The organism is Caldicellulosiruptor naganoensis, from assembly GCF_026914285.1.
Lineage (GTDB): Bacteria > Bacillota > Thermoanaerobacteria > Caldicellulosiruptorales > Caldicellulosiruptoraceae > Caldicellulosiruptor > Caldicellulosiruptor naganoensis.
In genome coordinates this window covers 1,238,666-1,253,352 of record NZ_CP113864.1, presented here as the reverse complement: position 1 = coordinate 1,253,352, position 14,687 = coordinate 1,238,666, and the positions used below count along the sequence as shown (strand labels likewise).

General features: G+C 35.7%; 11 protein-coding genes. 2 read left to right on the top strand and 9 right to left on the bottom strand.

Going from position 1 to position 14,687, the window contains the following annotated elements:
* Positions 1-47 precede the first annotated feature (47 nt).
* Together OTJ99_RS06120 and OTJ99_RS06115 are read right to left on the bottom strand one after the other, a co-directional pair.
* Positions 48-1,343: a bifunctional folylpolyglutamate synthase/dihydrofolate synthase gene (locus tag OTJ99_RS06120; RefSeq protein WP_333782724.1), complete on the bottom strand. Its 1,296-nt coding sequence runs from the start codon at positions 1,341-1,343 to the stop codon at positions 48-50.
* Between the two features lie 7 nt (positions 1,344-1,350).
* Entirely contained in the window at positions 1,351-3,975 is a 2,625-nt protein-coding gene (locus tag OTJ99_RS06115) for a valine--tRNA ligase (RefSeq protein WP_045164846.1), read from the bottom strand.
* A gap of 153 nt (positions 3,976-4,128) precedes the next feature.
* On the opposite strand from OTJ99_RS06115, the gene OTJ99_RS06110 reads away from it, so the two are divergent.
* The gene (locus tag OTJ99_RS06110) at positions 4,129-4,506 is read left to right on the top strand and encodes a desulfoferrodoxin (RefSeq protein WP_045164847.1); all 378 of its coding nucleotides are present in this window, start codon (positions 4,129-4,131) and stop codon (positions 4,504-4,506) included.
* A 47-nt stretch (positions 4,507-4,553) separates the two neighbouring features.
* Here OTJ99_RS06110 and OTJ99_RS06105 read toward each other — a convergent pair whose 3' ends face one another.
* Together OTJ99_RS06105 and pta are read right to left on the bottom strand one after the other, a co-directional pair.
* On the bottom strand, positions 4,554-5,753 hold the full coding sequence (locus OTJ99_RS06105; RefSeq protein WP_045164848.1) for an acetate kinase: 1,200 nt from the start codon (positions 5,751-5,753) through the stop codon (positions 4,554-4,556).
* A gap of 23 nt (positions 5,754-5,776) precedes the next feature.
* A complete protein-coding gene (gene pta, locus OTJ99_RS06100) occupies positions 5,777-6,808 on the bottom strand; it encodes a phosphate acetyltransferase (RefSeq protein WP_083943498.1) in 1,032 nt (343 codons plus the stop codon).
* A 166-nt stretch (positions 6,809-6,974) separates the two neighbouring features.
* On the opposite strand from pta, the gene lexA reads away from it, so the two are divergent.
* On the top strand, positions 6,975-7,583 hold the full coding sequence (lexA, locus tag OTJ99_RS06095; RefSeq protein ID WP_045164850.1) for a transcriptional repressor LexA: 609 nt from the start codon (positions 6,975-6,977) through the stop codon (positions 7,581-7,583).
* 4 nt (positions 7,584-7,587) lie between these two features.
* Here lexA and OTJ99_RS06090 read toward each other — a convergent pair whose 3' ends face one another.
* From OTJ99_RS06090 to mutS, 5 genes are all read right to left on the bottom strand, one after another.
* Positions 7,588-8,874 (bottom strand): methionine gamma-lyase family protein, encoded by a 1,287-nt coding sequence (locus OTJ99_RS06090; RefSeq protein WP_045164851.1) that lies wholly within the window; start codon positions 8,872-8,874, stop codon positions 7,588-7,590.
* A gap of 78 nt (positions 8,875-8,952) precedes the next feature.
* On the bottom strand, positions 8,953-9,249 hold the full coding sequence (gene hfq / locus OTJ99_RS06085) for an RNA chaperone Hfq (protein ID WP_045164852.1): 297 nt from the start codon (positions 9,247-9,249) through the stop codon (positions 8,953-8,955).
* 64 nt (positions 9,250-9,313) lie between these two features.
* A complete protein-coding gene (gene miaA, locus OTJ99_RS06080) occupies positions 9,314-10,252 on the bottom strand; it encodes a tRNA (adenosine(37)-N6)-dimethylallyltransferase MiaA (protein WP_045164853.1) in 939 nt (312 codons plus the stop codon).
* A 41-nt stretch (positions 10,253-10,293) separates the two neighbouring features.
* The gene (gene mutL, locus OTJ99_RS06075) at positions 10,294-12,096 is read right to left on the bottom strand and encodes a DNA mismatch repair endonuclease MutL (protein WP_045164854.1); all 1,803 of its coding nucleotides are present in this window, start codon (positions 12,094-12,096) and stop codon (positions 10,294-10,296) included.
* Positions 12,093-14,684: a DNA mismatch repair protein MutS gene (gene mutS / locus OTJ99_RS06070; protein WP_045164855.1), complete on the bottom strand. Its 2,592-nt coding sequence runs from the start codon at positions 14,682-14,684 to the stop codon at positions 12,093-12,095. Before mutS ends, mutL begins: the two co-directional genes overlap by 4 nt.
* Positions 14,685-14,687 lie beyond the last annotated feature (3 nt).

Sequence of the window (14,687 nt, the reverse complement as noted above, 5' to 3'; positions counted from 1 at the left end):
ATTTTTTCGACTATTATTTTATACCAATTGCTATATAATTACAATAACTAAAAAATGCTTTTAAGATATGTCCTTGCAGGACCCACTAAATACAAAGACCCACAAATTAAAATGGCTGAATCTTCTTTTGCTTTTTCCAAGCTTATGTTAATTGCCTCCCTGAAATCTTCAATAAATTTAAATTGGTAATTCATAGCAACTTCCTTCGCCTCAGTAGTCGAAAAAGCCCTTTTTTGATATGGCACCAGTGTAAATATAACATCCGATGTTATCTCTTTTATCAAAGAAAGCATACTTTGATACTCTTTATCCTTGAGCACTCCTACCACAATACTAATTTTTTTTCCTTTTAGATACTGCTTACAGTTTTCAACAAGTGCCTTCATTCCATCCACATTGTGAGCGCCATCTAATATCACAAGAGGGGCTTTTGAGATAATTTCAAATCTGCCATTCCATTTAGTATTTAAAAGCCCTACCACAAGAGCATCAATACCTATATTAAACCTTTCGCTTAAATATTCAAATGCATATACACAGTTTAGAGCATTTTCAACCTGATGTTCACCTAAAAGCTTAATTTCGAGATTTTTATATATACCTCTTGGAGTAATACAATCAAATACAACTCCGTCAAGAGTGTTGCTTATAATCTTATAATCACTTTTTACTTCAATTAATTTAGCATTCTTTTGCTTACAGACATTCGAAATAACAGCAGTTGGTTCTTTATAACGCTGCAGCCCTAAGATTACAGTAGAGCCTTCTTTTATAATACCAGCCTTTTCATATGCTATTTGCTCAATTGTCTGCCCTAAGATATCCATATGGTCATAGCCAATAGAGGTTATAATACAAAGCTCTGGAGTCTCAACTACATTTGTTGCATCAAATCTTCCACCAAGGCCAACTTCTAGCACAACAAAATCCACATTCATCCTTTTAAAATACTCAAAGGCTATTGCAGTGACTATCTCAAATTCAGTCGGGTGATTAAACCCCTGAGCTATCATTAACTCTACCTTATCTTTTACAAACTTTGTTATTCTTGCAAGTTCATCATTGGAAATAGGAATGTTATTTATTTTCATTCTCTCATTAAAAAATTCTAAATAAGGTGAGGTGTAAAGCCCCACCTTATATCCAGCTTCAATCAAAACTTGATTAATAAAAGCACAGGTTGAGCCTTTACCATTTGTCCCAGCAACGTGGATAATTTTTAAATCCTTTTGAGGATTTCCCATAAGTTCGAGTAATCTTTTTATGTTTTCGAGACCAAGTTTCACACCAAACTTATATGTCCCGTGTATATATTCAAGTGCTTCTTCGTAAGTCATTGACATAACAATATCACCTTAAGCTTTTGATTCTCTCAAGCTGGTCTTCAACAGACTTTAGCATCTGTTTGTATCTTTCATACTTTTCTTTTTCCTCATTTACAACCTTTTGAGGTGCCTTTTGTAAAAAGTTCTGATTGCTAAGCAGCTTTTCAGACCTCTCAACTTCTTTTAAAAGTCTCTCTCTTTCTTCAGTAAGTCTCTTAAGCTCACTCTCAATATCAATTATCTCTTTTAGCTTAATATACGCAACACCCCAAGAGAGAACAAGCGAGACACTGTCTTGTGGAGCATCTTGAGCTACCACAACTTCTTCTATATTTGCAAGCCTTTTTACGTAAATCTCCCAAAGCTGTCTTTGCTGAAGCATACACTCATCATCAATTTTTATAAAGACCTTTGGCTTTAAATTTGCAGGTATATTTCTCTCGACTCTTAAGTTTCTGATACTCCTTATGAGTTCAATCAACTTTTCAACCATTGAAATATCTTGAGCATAGTTGTATCCTCTTGGCTCAGGCCACTTAGCTATAACAAGACTTTCCTCATCATGTGGGAGGTTTAAATAAATCTCTTCTGTTACAAAGGGCATAAATGGATGTAAGAGCTTTAAAACATTCGTGAGTACTGTTAGCAGAACATACTGTACTTCCTTGTTATTTTCTGCCTCTTTGTTGTAGAGTATAGGTTTTGACATTTCAATATACCAGTCGCAAAACTCATCCCAAATAAAGTCGTAGAGTTTTTGAGCTGCAATACCAATTTCAAACTTTTCAAGATTTTCAGTAACCTCTTTAATAAGGGTATCTAACCTTGACAGGATCCACCTTTCTGTAAATGTGAATTTACTCTCATCAGGCTTGTAATTTGTATCAATGTCAAGGTTCATAAGCACAAACCTTGCAGCATTCCAAATCTTATTTGCGAAGTTCCTGTTTGCCTCAACCTTTTCCATGTGAAATCTTGTATCATTGCCAGGAGAAATTCCTGTTACAAGTGTAAATCTAAGTGCATCTGCACCGTATTTTTCTATTACCTCAAGCGGGTCTATTCCATTGCCAAGTGATTTACTCATCTTTCTTCCCTGGGAATCTCTTACAATACCATGAATTAACACATACTTAAACGGTTCTTTGCCCATATGTTCAAGTGCTGAGAAAATCATTCTCGCAACCCAGAAGAAGATGATATCGTATGCAGTAACAAGAACATCTGTTGGGTAGAAATACTTCAAATCTTCTGTCTCCTCTGGCCAGCCCAATGTTGAAAATGGCCAAAGTGCTGAAGAAAACCATGTATCAAGAGTGTCCTCATCTTGATATACATTTGTAGAACCACATTTTGTACACACCTTTACTTCGTCACGACTTACCATCATATTGTCACAATCTCTGCAATAATATGCAGGAATTCTATGCCCCCACCAAAGTTGTCTTGAAATACACCAGTCTTTTATATTCTCCATCCAATTAAAGTATATCTTTTCAAATCTTTCCGGGATAAATTTTATCTTACCTTCCTTTACAATCCTTATTGCAGGCTCTGCTAATGGTTTCATCTTAACAAACCACTGCTTTGAAACGAGCGGTTCAATTACTGTTGAGCACCTATAGCAATGTCCTACATTGTGAGTGTAATCTTCTTCTTTGACAAGCAGGCCAAGATTTTTCAAGTTATTTACAATATTCTTTCTTGCCTCGAATCTGTCCTGTCCTGCGTATTTGCCAGCATTTTCGTTCATGTATCCTTTAGTATCAATTACTTGTATCATGGGCAGGTTATGCCTTTGGCCTATTTCAAAGTCATTTGGGTCATGAGCAGGTGTTATCTTTACAACACCTGTTCCAAATTCCATGTCTACATATTCATCTGCAATGATTGGTATTTCCCTGTTTACAAGAGGAAGCACAACTGTTTTACCAATTAAATGCTTATATCTTTCATCATTAGGATTTACTGCAACAGCAGTGTCACCAAGCATTGTTTCAGGCCTTGTTGTTGCAACAACTACGAAGAAAGAATTGTCCTTTGCAGGGTACTTGATGTGCCACAGTTTACCTTTCCTTTCTTCATACTCTACTTCAGCATCCGAAATTGTTGTTTTGCAAGTTGGACACCAGTTAATTATTCTCTCACCTTTATAGATTAAACCTTTCTCGTAAAGTCTTACAAAGACTTCTTTTACAGCATTAGAAAGTCCTTCATCCATTGTAAATCGTTCTCTATCCCAGTCGCAAGAAGCTCCAAGTTTTTTAAGCTGCTCAATTATCCTTCCGCCATAGACCCTCTTCCACTCCCATGCTCGCTCTAAAAACTTTTCTCTTCCTATCATCTCTTTTGTGAGACCTTCTTCTTTCATCTTCTCAACAATCTTTGCCTCTGTTGCAATACTTGCATGGTCAGTGCCAGGGAGCCAAAGTGTACAATATCCTTGCATTCTCTTAAATCTTATCAAAATATCCTGAATAGTGTTGTTTAGAGCGTGTCCCATATGTAGTTGCCCTGTAATATTTGGAGGTGGGATTACTATTGTAAAAGGTTTTTTTGACCAGTCAATCTTTGCATGAAAGTATTTTTTTTCAAGCCACATCTTATACAGCCTGTCTTCAACCTCTTGAGGATTGTAAACTTTTTGCACCTTATTTCTTCCTCCTTTCAAAGTTTTAATTTCACTTTTTATATTATTTCAAAATTATTTTTATTTCAAACTTTATGTTTCTGAATCTAAATTTGCGGGTATAAAGTAATTGTAATTGAAAAATTTAAATTTTACAAGGGAGGTCACTTCAAGATGGTTAAAAAAGGCAACGTTTATAAATGCGAAATTTGTGGGAATATTGTAGAGGTTCTATTTGCAGGAGGTGGACAATTGGTATGTTGTGGTCAGCCAATGACTTTGCTCGAAGCAAATACAGTTGATGCGAGTTTAGAAAAACATGTACCAGTTATTGAAAAAACAGAAGAGGGGATCTTGGTAAAAGTTGGAGAGATTCCACATCCAATGGAAGAAAAACACTACATTATGTGGATTGATCTTGTAGCAGATGATGTTGTGCACAGAAAATTCTTAAAGCCTGGTGATGAGCCAAAAGCTCTCTTTAATGTGTCTGCTAATAAGCTCGTTGCATATGAATATTGTAATCTCCACGGGCTTTGGAAAAAGGAATAAAAAAGAGAGGGCTGCCTTAAGTTTGGCAAAACAGCCCTTTTTTTAATTTACTTTTCTAATAATCTCTTTGTCTCTCTTGCAATCATTAGCTCTTCGTTTGTTGGAACTATTAAAACCTTTACCTTGCTCTCTGGTTTGTTAATTTCAAATACCTTGCCTTTTTCCGCGTTAAAGTTTCTCTCTTTGTCGTACAAGACACCCATATACTCTAAATCAGTTAGGCACTTGTCACGAACAATCGCATTATTTTCACCAATCCCTGCTGTGAACACTATTGCATCAACACCGCCTAAAACTGCAGCATACTCTCCAATATATTTCTTAACCCTATAACAGAACATATCGATCGCAAGCTGAGCTCTCTCGTTTCCTTCGTTTGCAGCTCTCTCTAAATCTCTAAAGTCACTGCTAACACCAGAAATCCCTAACACCCCAGATTTCTTGTTCAGCAAATCATTCATCTGCTTTACATCCATGTTCTCTTTCTCCATAAGATACAAAATAACAGCAGGGTCAATTGTTCCGCTTCTTGTTCCCATCGCAAGCCCAGCTAAGGGTGTAAAGCCCATACTTGTATCAACTGATTTACCATACTTTATTGCACACACACTTGACCCATTCCCAAGGTGACATGTTATAAGCTTTAATTCTTCTAATGGCCTTTTTAAGTACTCAGCTGCCTTTATCGCAACATATTTGTGTGATGTACCATGAAATCCATATTTTCTTATCTTGTACTTCTCATACATCTCATATGGAATTGAATACATATAAGCGTACTTTGGCATTGTCTGGTGAAAAGCTGTGTCAAACACAGCAACATTTGGCTTTCCCGGAATTTCTTTTTCACATGCTTCAATTCCCATAAGGTTTGCAGGATTGTGGAGTGGTGCAAGCTCAATACACTCTCTTATTGCTTTTTTTACCTCCTCATTAACAATCACGGCATCACTAAAATACTCCCCGCCATGGACAACTCTGTGGCCAATTGCATCAATCTCATCCATTGACTTTATTATCCCCATCTGAGGATGTGTTAACATCTCCAAAACAAGCTTTATTGCCACATTGTGGTCTCTTACATCTTGCTCTTTTATAATCTCCTGCCCGTTTTTTTGATGTCTTATAAACGCTCCTGGCAATCCAATTCTATCAACAACACCCTTGCAAAGGGCAACCTCTGTATCAGTATCAATAAACTGATATTTTAATGAGGAGCTTCCTGAATTTAATACTAATACCTTCATTATTATCCTACCCCTTTAAATTTTTATTTCGTCATTGCCTGAACAGCAGTAATAGCAACAACACCAACAATATCTTCTGTTTTGCAACCTCTTGACAAGTCATTTACAGGTTTTGCTATTCCCTGGGTAATAGGTCCATACGCTTCAGCTTTTGCAAGCCTTTCTGTCAGCTTGTACGCAATATTGCCTGCATCAAGGTCAGGGAAGATTAACACATTTGCCCGCCCTGCAACAGGACTGCCTGGTGCTTTTAGTTTTGCAACGGACGGTACAAGCGCTGCATCTGCCTGAAGTTCGCCATCTATCAAAAGGTTTGGCGCTTTTTGTTTTGCAATTCTTGTTGCTTCTACAACCTTGTCAACCATCTCTGATTTTGCAGAACCTTTGGTTGAATATGAGAGCATTGCAACTTTTGGAGTCTTTCCAACCAAGGCTTCAAAGCTTTTGGCAGATGAAATAGCAATATCTGCAAGCTCTTCAGCGGTAGGATTCGGATTTAGTCCCGCGTCAGCATACAACAACACTCCATTTTCTCCATATTCGCAATTTGGAACAACCATTATAAAAAAGCTTGAAACAAGTTTTACACCCGGTGCTGTCTTTAAAATTTGGAGTGCTGGACGCAGTGTATCGGCAGTTGAGTGAATTGCACCCGAAACCATTCCATCAGCTAAACCCTTGTACACCAGCATAACGCCAAAGTACATCGGGTCTTTCATAATTTTCCTTGCATCTTCAAGCGTCACACCTTTGTTTTTTCTCAGTTCATAAAAATCATTTACAAACTCATCAAATCTTTCAAAGTTGTCTGGGTCAATAAAGATTGCCTCGTCTACATTTGCACCAAACTTTGCTGCCTCTTTTTTTATCTCATCTTCTTTACCGATCAATACAATCTTTGCTATTTTTTCCTTTAAAACAATACTTGCAGCTTTTAAATTTCTTTCTTCATAGCTTTCTGGCAGCACAATTGTTTTCAGGTTTGACTTAGCCTTTTCTTTTATTGTATCGATGAATGACATTTTTGAAAGCCCCTTTCGTTTATTATTTAACATTTCACACCTAATATATTATAAACTAAATTGTATCTTGTATACAAGAATTAATTTGCAAAATTTTAAGGATCTATTTTTAAATAGAATGCTAAACAACTGTTTGAAGAATATTTGTTTTTGTGTTATAATTTATTTAAAAAATTTAGTATTGAAAAGGGGAAATTCGATGAAGAAGCAACTAACAAAAAAACAGCAAGAAATATTGGAATTCATAAAAAAGAGAATCAAAGAAAAAGGATACCCTCCTGCTGTGAGAGAAATATGTGAAGCAACAGGCTTAAAATCAACCTCAACTGTGCACGGGCATTTGACTCGCTTAGAGAAAAAAGGCTATATCAGACGTGACCCATCAAAACCAAGAGCAATTGAGATTGTAGATGATGATTTTTATGTCCACAGAAATGTTGTTCAGCTTCCTCTTGTTGGTAAAGTTACTGCAGGTGAACCTATCTTAGCTGTAGAAAACATTGAAGATACCTTAACTCTTCCCTACGACTTGGTTGGAACTGAAGATGCATTTTTGTTAAGAGTTAAAGGAGATAGTATGATTGATGCGGGAATTTTCGACAATGATATCATAATTGTGAAAAGGCAAAATGTTGCCGAAAATGGAGATATTGTTGTTGCCCTAATTGATGACGAAGCAACTGTCAAAAGATTTTTTAAAGAGAACGACCACATAAGGCTTCAGCCCGAAAACAAAGCAATGGAACCCATAATTGTAAAAGACGTGAAAATACTTGGAAAAGTTATAGGACTTATTAGGAGGATGTAATTTCTTACATCCTCCTAATCATTTCAATAGCCTTTAAAATTCCCACAACTCCTATTTCAAATGAAGAGCTACCTTGAAGATAAGCAACAAAAGGTTCTCGAACTGGTGCATCACATGAAAGTTCTAATGATGTGCCCTGTACAAAACCGCCTGCTGCCATTATCACTTTGTGAGAATACCCTGGCATATCCCAAGGCTCGGGTAGAACATTGCTGTCAACAGGGCAACCTTTTTGAATCCCTTGACAAAATCTAATCAGCTTCTCTTCATTATTAAACACAATCGACTGAATTATATCTGTCCTATGTTCATCGTACCGCGGAAAAACTTCATAACCCATTTTTTCCATAATGTAGGCTGCAAATACTGCCACTTTTAAACTTTCAGAAACAATGTGAGGGGCAAATAAAAGTCCTTGGAGTATCTCTTTATTAAATCCAAGTGAAGGCCCGACCTCTTTACCCATACCAGGGGTGTTGAGCCTGTCTGCGCACATCTCGACCAGATCTTTTCTGCCAGCTATATAGCCTCCACATGACGCAATTGTCCCACCAGGGTTTTTTATAAGTGACCCTGCTATTAAATCTGCTCCAACCTCTGTTGGTTCTTTTTCTTCTACAAACTCACCATAACAATTGTCAACCATCACAATTGTATCCTGGCTGATATCCTTTATAAATTGTGTTATTTGCTTTATCTTTTCAATAGAGACTGACCCTCTTAAAGAGTATCCTCGTGAGCGCTGTATGAAAACTGCTTTTACTTTTTGTCTTTTTAGTAGATTCTCAATTTTGTCATAGTCAAAGTTATCTTCTTTTAGCTCGACCTCTTCATATCTTACCCCAAACTCAAGAAGACTTCCACATCCTCCTCCTTTTATCCCAATTACTTTTTGCAAAGTATCATAAGGCTTTCCGCATATGGATAAAAGTAAATCACCGGGGCGCAAAATCCCAAATAACATGGTTGAAATTGCCTGAGTACCTGATATAAATTGGATTCTAACAAGTGAATCTTCACACCCAAATACATCAGAATATATTCTTTCAATTACGTCTCTTCCACTGTCTGAATAGCCATAACCATCTGTCTTGTTTAAATGAGTGTAGGAAAGCTTGTTTTTGTGAAATGCATTTAAGATTTTCAACTGATTGTGAGATTTCACTCTATCTATTTTCTCAAAAATCTCTTTCACATTTTCAATTGCTTGTTGTGCCAATGCTATTAGCTCCATATCAAAGTTATAAAATTTTTTTAGAGCTTCAAAATCGATTTCCAAACCATGCCACATCCTTTCTCTGTATAAACTTGTGTAAAAATTAAAGAAAGCTCATGAAGCTATATCGTTCATGAGCTTTCTTTAAAGCTTCTACTTTGATTCTTGATTTTGATTATTTGTCTGCTGAGTAGCAGCATTTTGTGTTTGCGAATTTTGTACTTGAGCCATGTAGTTTATTGGCTTTGATGGAAGAACGGAAGAAATTGCATGTTTGTAAATGAGCAATTGTTTATTATTGTCTGTTTCTACTACCAACGTAAAGTTATCAAAACCTTTGATAATTCCTTTTATTTGGACTCCGCTTAGTAAAAAGATTGTGACATTGACTTTTTCTTTTCGAAGCTGGTTCAAGAATAGATCCTGCAGGTTTAAATTCCCTTTTGCCACTTTATGTATTCCTCCCCAGACTTAAAAGTTTTTTATATTATAATTTTTATATGTTTTTCTTAAATTATACCACACTTTTGCAAAGTTCAAAACATTTTTTCACAACTTCTTTAAATTCAAGGCTACCTACATCCAAGTATATAAAATCTCCTTGGTATTTAAACCAAATACTCTGTCTCTTCGCAAACTGTCTTGTCCTCAGCTTCAGCTCTTCTTTTGCTTCATCCAAAGTAATTTTCCCTTCAATGTATGGTATCACCTGCTTATACCCAAGTCCCTGCATAGATTTTAAATCTTTTGAATACCCCATTTCAAGTAGCATCTTCACCTCATCAACAAGTCCCATCCTAAACATCTTTTCAACTCTTGCATCGATTCTTTCACGAAGAGCAGACCTTTCCATAACAAAACACAACGGCAATACATTATACCTTTCGGAACCCTTTTTTCTTACTTTATCCAAAAAATCAGTAGGCTTTTTGCCAGTAAGAAAGTAAATCTCTAAATACCTTATAACCCTTTTTACATTGTTTGGATGAACTGTCTGTGCAGCTTTGCTGTCAATATTTTTAAGCATTTCGTAAAGATACATGTTTCCCTTTTCTTCAAGCTCCTTATAAAGGTTATGACGCACCTGTTTTGAGTCACCCATTTCAGGAAACTCAATTTCATCCACAATCGATTTTATATAAAACCCTGTACCACCAACAAGAAGCGGAATTTTGCCTTTTTGGTAAATTTCATCTATTGCTTTTGTCGCGTCCTTTTGGAATAGCGCTACATTGTAATCTTCATCAGGGTAGACAACGTCAATCACATAGTGTTTTACTATTTCTCTTTGCTCTTTGGTTGGTTTAGCAGTTCCTATGTCCATATATTTATAAACACACATAGAATCTGCAGAGACAATCTCGCCATCTATCAGCTGGGCAAGTTCAATAGCAACATCTGTTTTTCCGGTTGCAGTGAGACCTGCAATTACTATCAAAGGAATCTTTTGCATCTTCTTGACTTCACCTTTTCCCTCAAAATCTTATTTTTTTATCAAACAATCCTTTTGAACATCCTTTCAATATCCTTTTTGGGAATTTCAACAACAACAGGCCTTCCGTGAGGACAATGAAAGATCTTTTTCTCAACAAGAACAAGTCTTACTATCTCCTCTTTTTCTAAGTCAGAAATATTCATTTTACCTTTAACTGCTGCTTTGCAGGCAATTTTTTTGAGCAGTTCCTCTGAAACCTGCATTATGTCTACTGATATTGATTCATTGTACACCATTTCAATTATATCAAGTATTAAATACCTATCAACTGAACCTTCCAACAAAAGTGGAATTGTTCTTACTACTATCTCATTTTTCCCAAAATCACCTATTTCAAAACCAAGTCTCTCAAAAAATTGGATATTTCTAAGAACAAATTCTTTTTGAGAAGGAGGAAGATCAACTATAATAGGAGAGAGTAATATCTGCTTTTGGATTTTATTCTGAATTACTTCTTCTTTAAAAAGCTCAAATAGTCTTCTTTCATGGACAGCATGTTGATCTATCAAATAAAGATTTTCATCTTTTTGAACAATAATATAGGTGTCAAAAGCATATCCAACTATTTTATAAGTTTCTACATCAAACGTTTCTGAAAATACACTTATAACATCTCTTATCTCTCTTTTTAGTTCTAATTCAGAAAAATCAAATTGTTCTTCTATCCTCAAAAACTCTCTCAAATCTTCGGGAAACCTTTTTTCTTCACTCTGTTTTTCGTGGACGAAAGACAAAGAAGGTTTTATACTACTCTTATTTTCTTGTATGCCTTGATGTAAATAAACACTATCCAAATCAGGTTTTGGAATTATTTTTTCTGACTGAAGTGCTTTCAAAACTGCCTTGTATACAGTGTTGTAAACAAATCTTTCATCTTTGAATTTTATCTCAAGCTTTGCCGGATGAACATTTACATCAACGTCAACAGGATCTATTTCTACAAATAGAAATACTATGGGAAACCTGCCAGTCAAGATTGAATTTTTGAAAGCTTCATCAATACAACTGGAAAGAAGCTTACTTCTTATAAACCTTCTATTGACATAAAAGTAATACCCACTTCTTGTAGATTTACTTAAAACTGGATTTACAAAATACCCCCACACTTTTAGTCCTTGTTCTTCAAGATAAAAATCAATGAGGTTCTTTAAAATCTCTGACCCAAAAACTGAAGCAATAGCAGATTCTACTTTACCATCGCCGGGGGTAAAAAGCTGCCTTTTACTATCCACTTGCATTCTAAAAGAAATCTCTGGATAGCAGATTGCAATCTTCTCAACAACCTCTGTACAGTATTTTTGTTCAGTAGAAGGTGACTTTAGAAACTTTAGTCTTGCTGGTGTATTGAAAAAAAGGTCTTCAATAATTATCTTTGTCCCTTTCTCAAAAGGATATACCGTTTTTGAAGTAAGTTTTCCTCCCTCAACCTCTACCTTGCAGCCTTGTTCTTGCTGGTAATGTCTTGAGATAAGAATGACTTTTGAGACACTTGAGATTGCACAAAGAGCCTCTCCTCTAAATCCCATTGTTTTAATTTTGAAAATGTCGTCAACTGATTTTATCTTGCTCGTTGTGTGTCTTTCAAACACATATTCTATATCTTCTGGATGAATACCCTTGCCATTGTCATAAACTTCGATTTTTTTTATACCACCTTTTTCTAATCTAATATCAATCAAAGTCGCTCCTGCATCAATAGAATTTTCAATAACTTCCTTTACACATGAAGCAGGTCTTTCAACAACTTCTCCAGCCGCCAAAATGTGAGTAATCTCCTCAGATAACCTATTTAACTCTTTCATAATAGTTGCCTCTCTTTTGCTTTAATTATTTCATGCTTAAGCTCGCTTAAAATGTTTAGCGCCTGAATGGGAGTTATATTTAAAATGTCAATATTTTCAATTTTCTCTATTATCTCGTCTTTTTTGTATGAGAAAAATTCAATCTGCTCAGTAAATTCCCTTTTTATCTCCCTTCTTAATCTTTTTGCCTCTTTACGATTTATATCTGCCTCTTCAAGCTTCTTTAAGATTTGTTCTGCTCTTTGTAAAACCTCTTCAGGAATACCAGCAAGCCTCGCAACATGAATACCATAACTCGAATCACAACCACCTCTCACAATCTTTCTTAAAAAAATGATGTTTTTCCCCTCCTCTTTCACATCAACCCTGTAATTTTTCACCCCTGGAATTTTTTCTTCAAGTTCAGTAAGCTCATGATAGTGAGTTGCAAAAAGAGTCTTTGCCCCTATCTTTGTCTTGTCAGCCACATATTCTAAAACAGCCCAGGCAATTGAAAGCCCGTCGTATGTGCTTGTACCTCTTCCTACCTCATCAAATATTATAAGGCTTTTGGGAGTTGCATTTTTCAAAATATTTGCAACTTCACTCATCTCAACCATAAACGTGCTCTGACCAGATGAGATGTCATCTGATGCTCCAATTCGTGAGAAAATCTTGTCAACTATACCAATTTGCGCTTCTTCTGCTGGAACAAAACAGCCCATCTGCGCCATTATGACAATTAGTGCCACCTGACGCATATATGTAGACTTCCCTGCCATGTTAGGACCTGTTATTATTAAAACTCTGTTCTGGTTATTGTCAAGTTCTGTATCATTTGGAACGAAATTGCCATGTCCTATCATTTTTTCAACAACAGGATGTCGACCATTTTTTATATAGATTCTGTCTCCCAAATAAACAGTGGGTTTTGTGTATCTGTTGTCAATGGCAATGTGAGCAAATGAGCAAAGAGCGTCAATTATAGCTATACAACTTGCTGTTTTCTGAATTCTATCTATCTGGCTTTCTACTTTGTCTCTTATCTCACAGAAAAGCTCGTATTCAAGCTCAACAAGTTTTTGCTCTGCATTTACAATCTCATCTTCTAACCTCTTTAGCTCTTCTGTAACATATCTTTCTGCGTTCGCAAGGGTTTGTTTTCTTATATACCTATCCGGAACAAGAGAGTAGTTAGATTTGGTTACTTCAATGTAGTATCCAAAAACCTTGTTGTAACCTATTTTCAAATTCTTGATACCAGTTAAATTCCTCTCTTTTTCCTCATATTGAATAAGAAGTTCCTTACTATTTTTTGAAATGTTTCTAAGCCTATCTACGTCTTCATTATAACCCTCTTTTATAATTCCGCCTTCTTTTAGGCTTACGGGCGCATTTTCATCTATTGAGGAGTGAATAAGAGTGTATATATCTTCTAATGTGTCAAGATTGTCATATAGTTCTTTTAACAAATGCGATTTAAACTCACCTAAAAGCTCTTTTAATCTTGGCAACACCTCTATCGACTTTTTTAAACTGAGCAAATCCTTAGCGTTTATACTTTTGTAAGCAAACTTTGAAGAGAGTCTTTCAATGTCATATATTCCTTCTAACAGTCCTTCAATCTGCATTAAAAGTGGAAAATTGTTGTAAAGTTCTTCAACTGCATCAAGTCTCCTGTTTATCTCTACAACATCAATCAAAGGCCTTTCAAGCCACTTTTTTATTAGCCTTGAGCCCATTGATGTTTTTGCTTCATCCAAAATTCCAAGAAGGCTATTTTTCTTAGAACGTGTAATAATGCTCTCTGTGAGTTCTAAATTTCTTTTTGTGTTAAGGTCAATTTGCAGATAATTCTGAACTTTGTAAAACTCAAACTTTTTTATATAATTGAATGAAATCTTTTGCGTTTCAACCAAATAGTTCAAAAGATTTCCCACAGACAGTGCTATTTTGTTATCTACAGTGGCAATTTGTACATGCGTATTTATTAATTCGTAGCATTTATCAATATCAATAAAGTCTATTTTTTGGATAAAAGTATTATAATTTTCTTTTACAACTTCATACATCTCTGTGTCTGATGAAGAAACCAAGATTTCACTCGGAGCATATTTGCCAATTTCGTTTATCAACTTCTGAACATCATTTTCAACTAAACATGCGTACATCTCACCTGTTGAAATATCCACAAACGTTAAAGCAAAACTATTTTCAACCCTTGCAACACAACAGATAAAGTTATTTGCTTTGCTAAAACTCTCGTCAATAAATGTACCTGGTGTGATAATTCTTGTAATCTCACGTTTGACAACACCCTTTGCAAGCTTGGGGTCTTCCACTTGTTCACAAATGGCTACTTTGTATCCTTTTTCAATAAGCTTTGCAATGTAGCTATGTGCAGAATGGTAAGGAACACCACACATAGGTGCTTTTTCATTGTTTCCGCAATCTCTTGCAGTCAGAGCTATCTCAAGCTCTTTTGAGGCAATTACTGCATCGTCAAAAAACATCTCATAAAAGTCTCCAAGCCTGAAAAATAAGATGCAATCCTTTACCTTCTGTTTGATTTCCATGTACTGCTGCATCATAGGGGTGAGCTCTTGCATAAT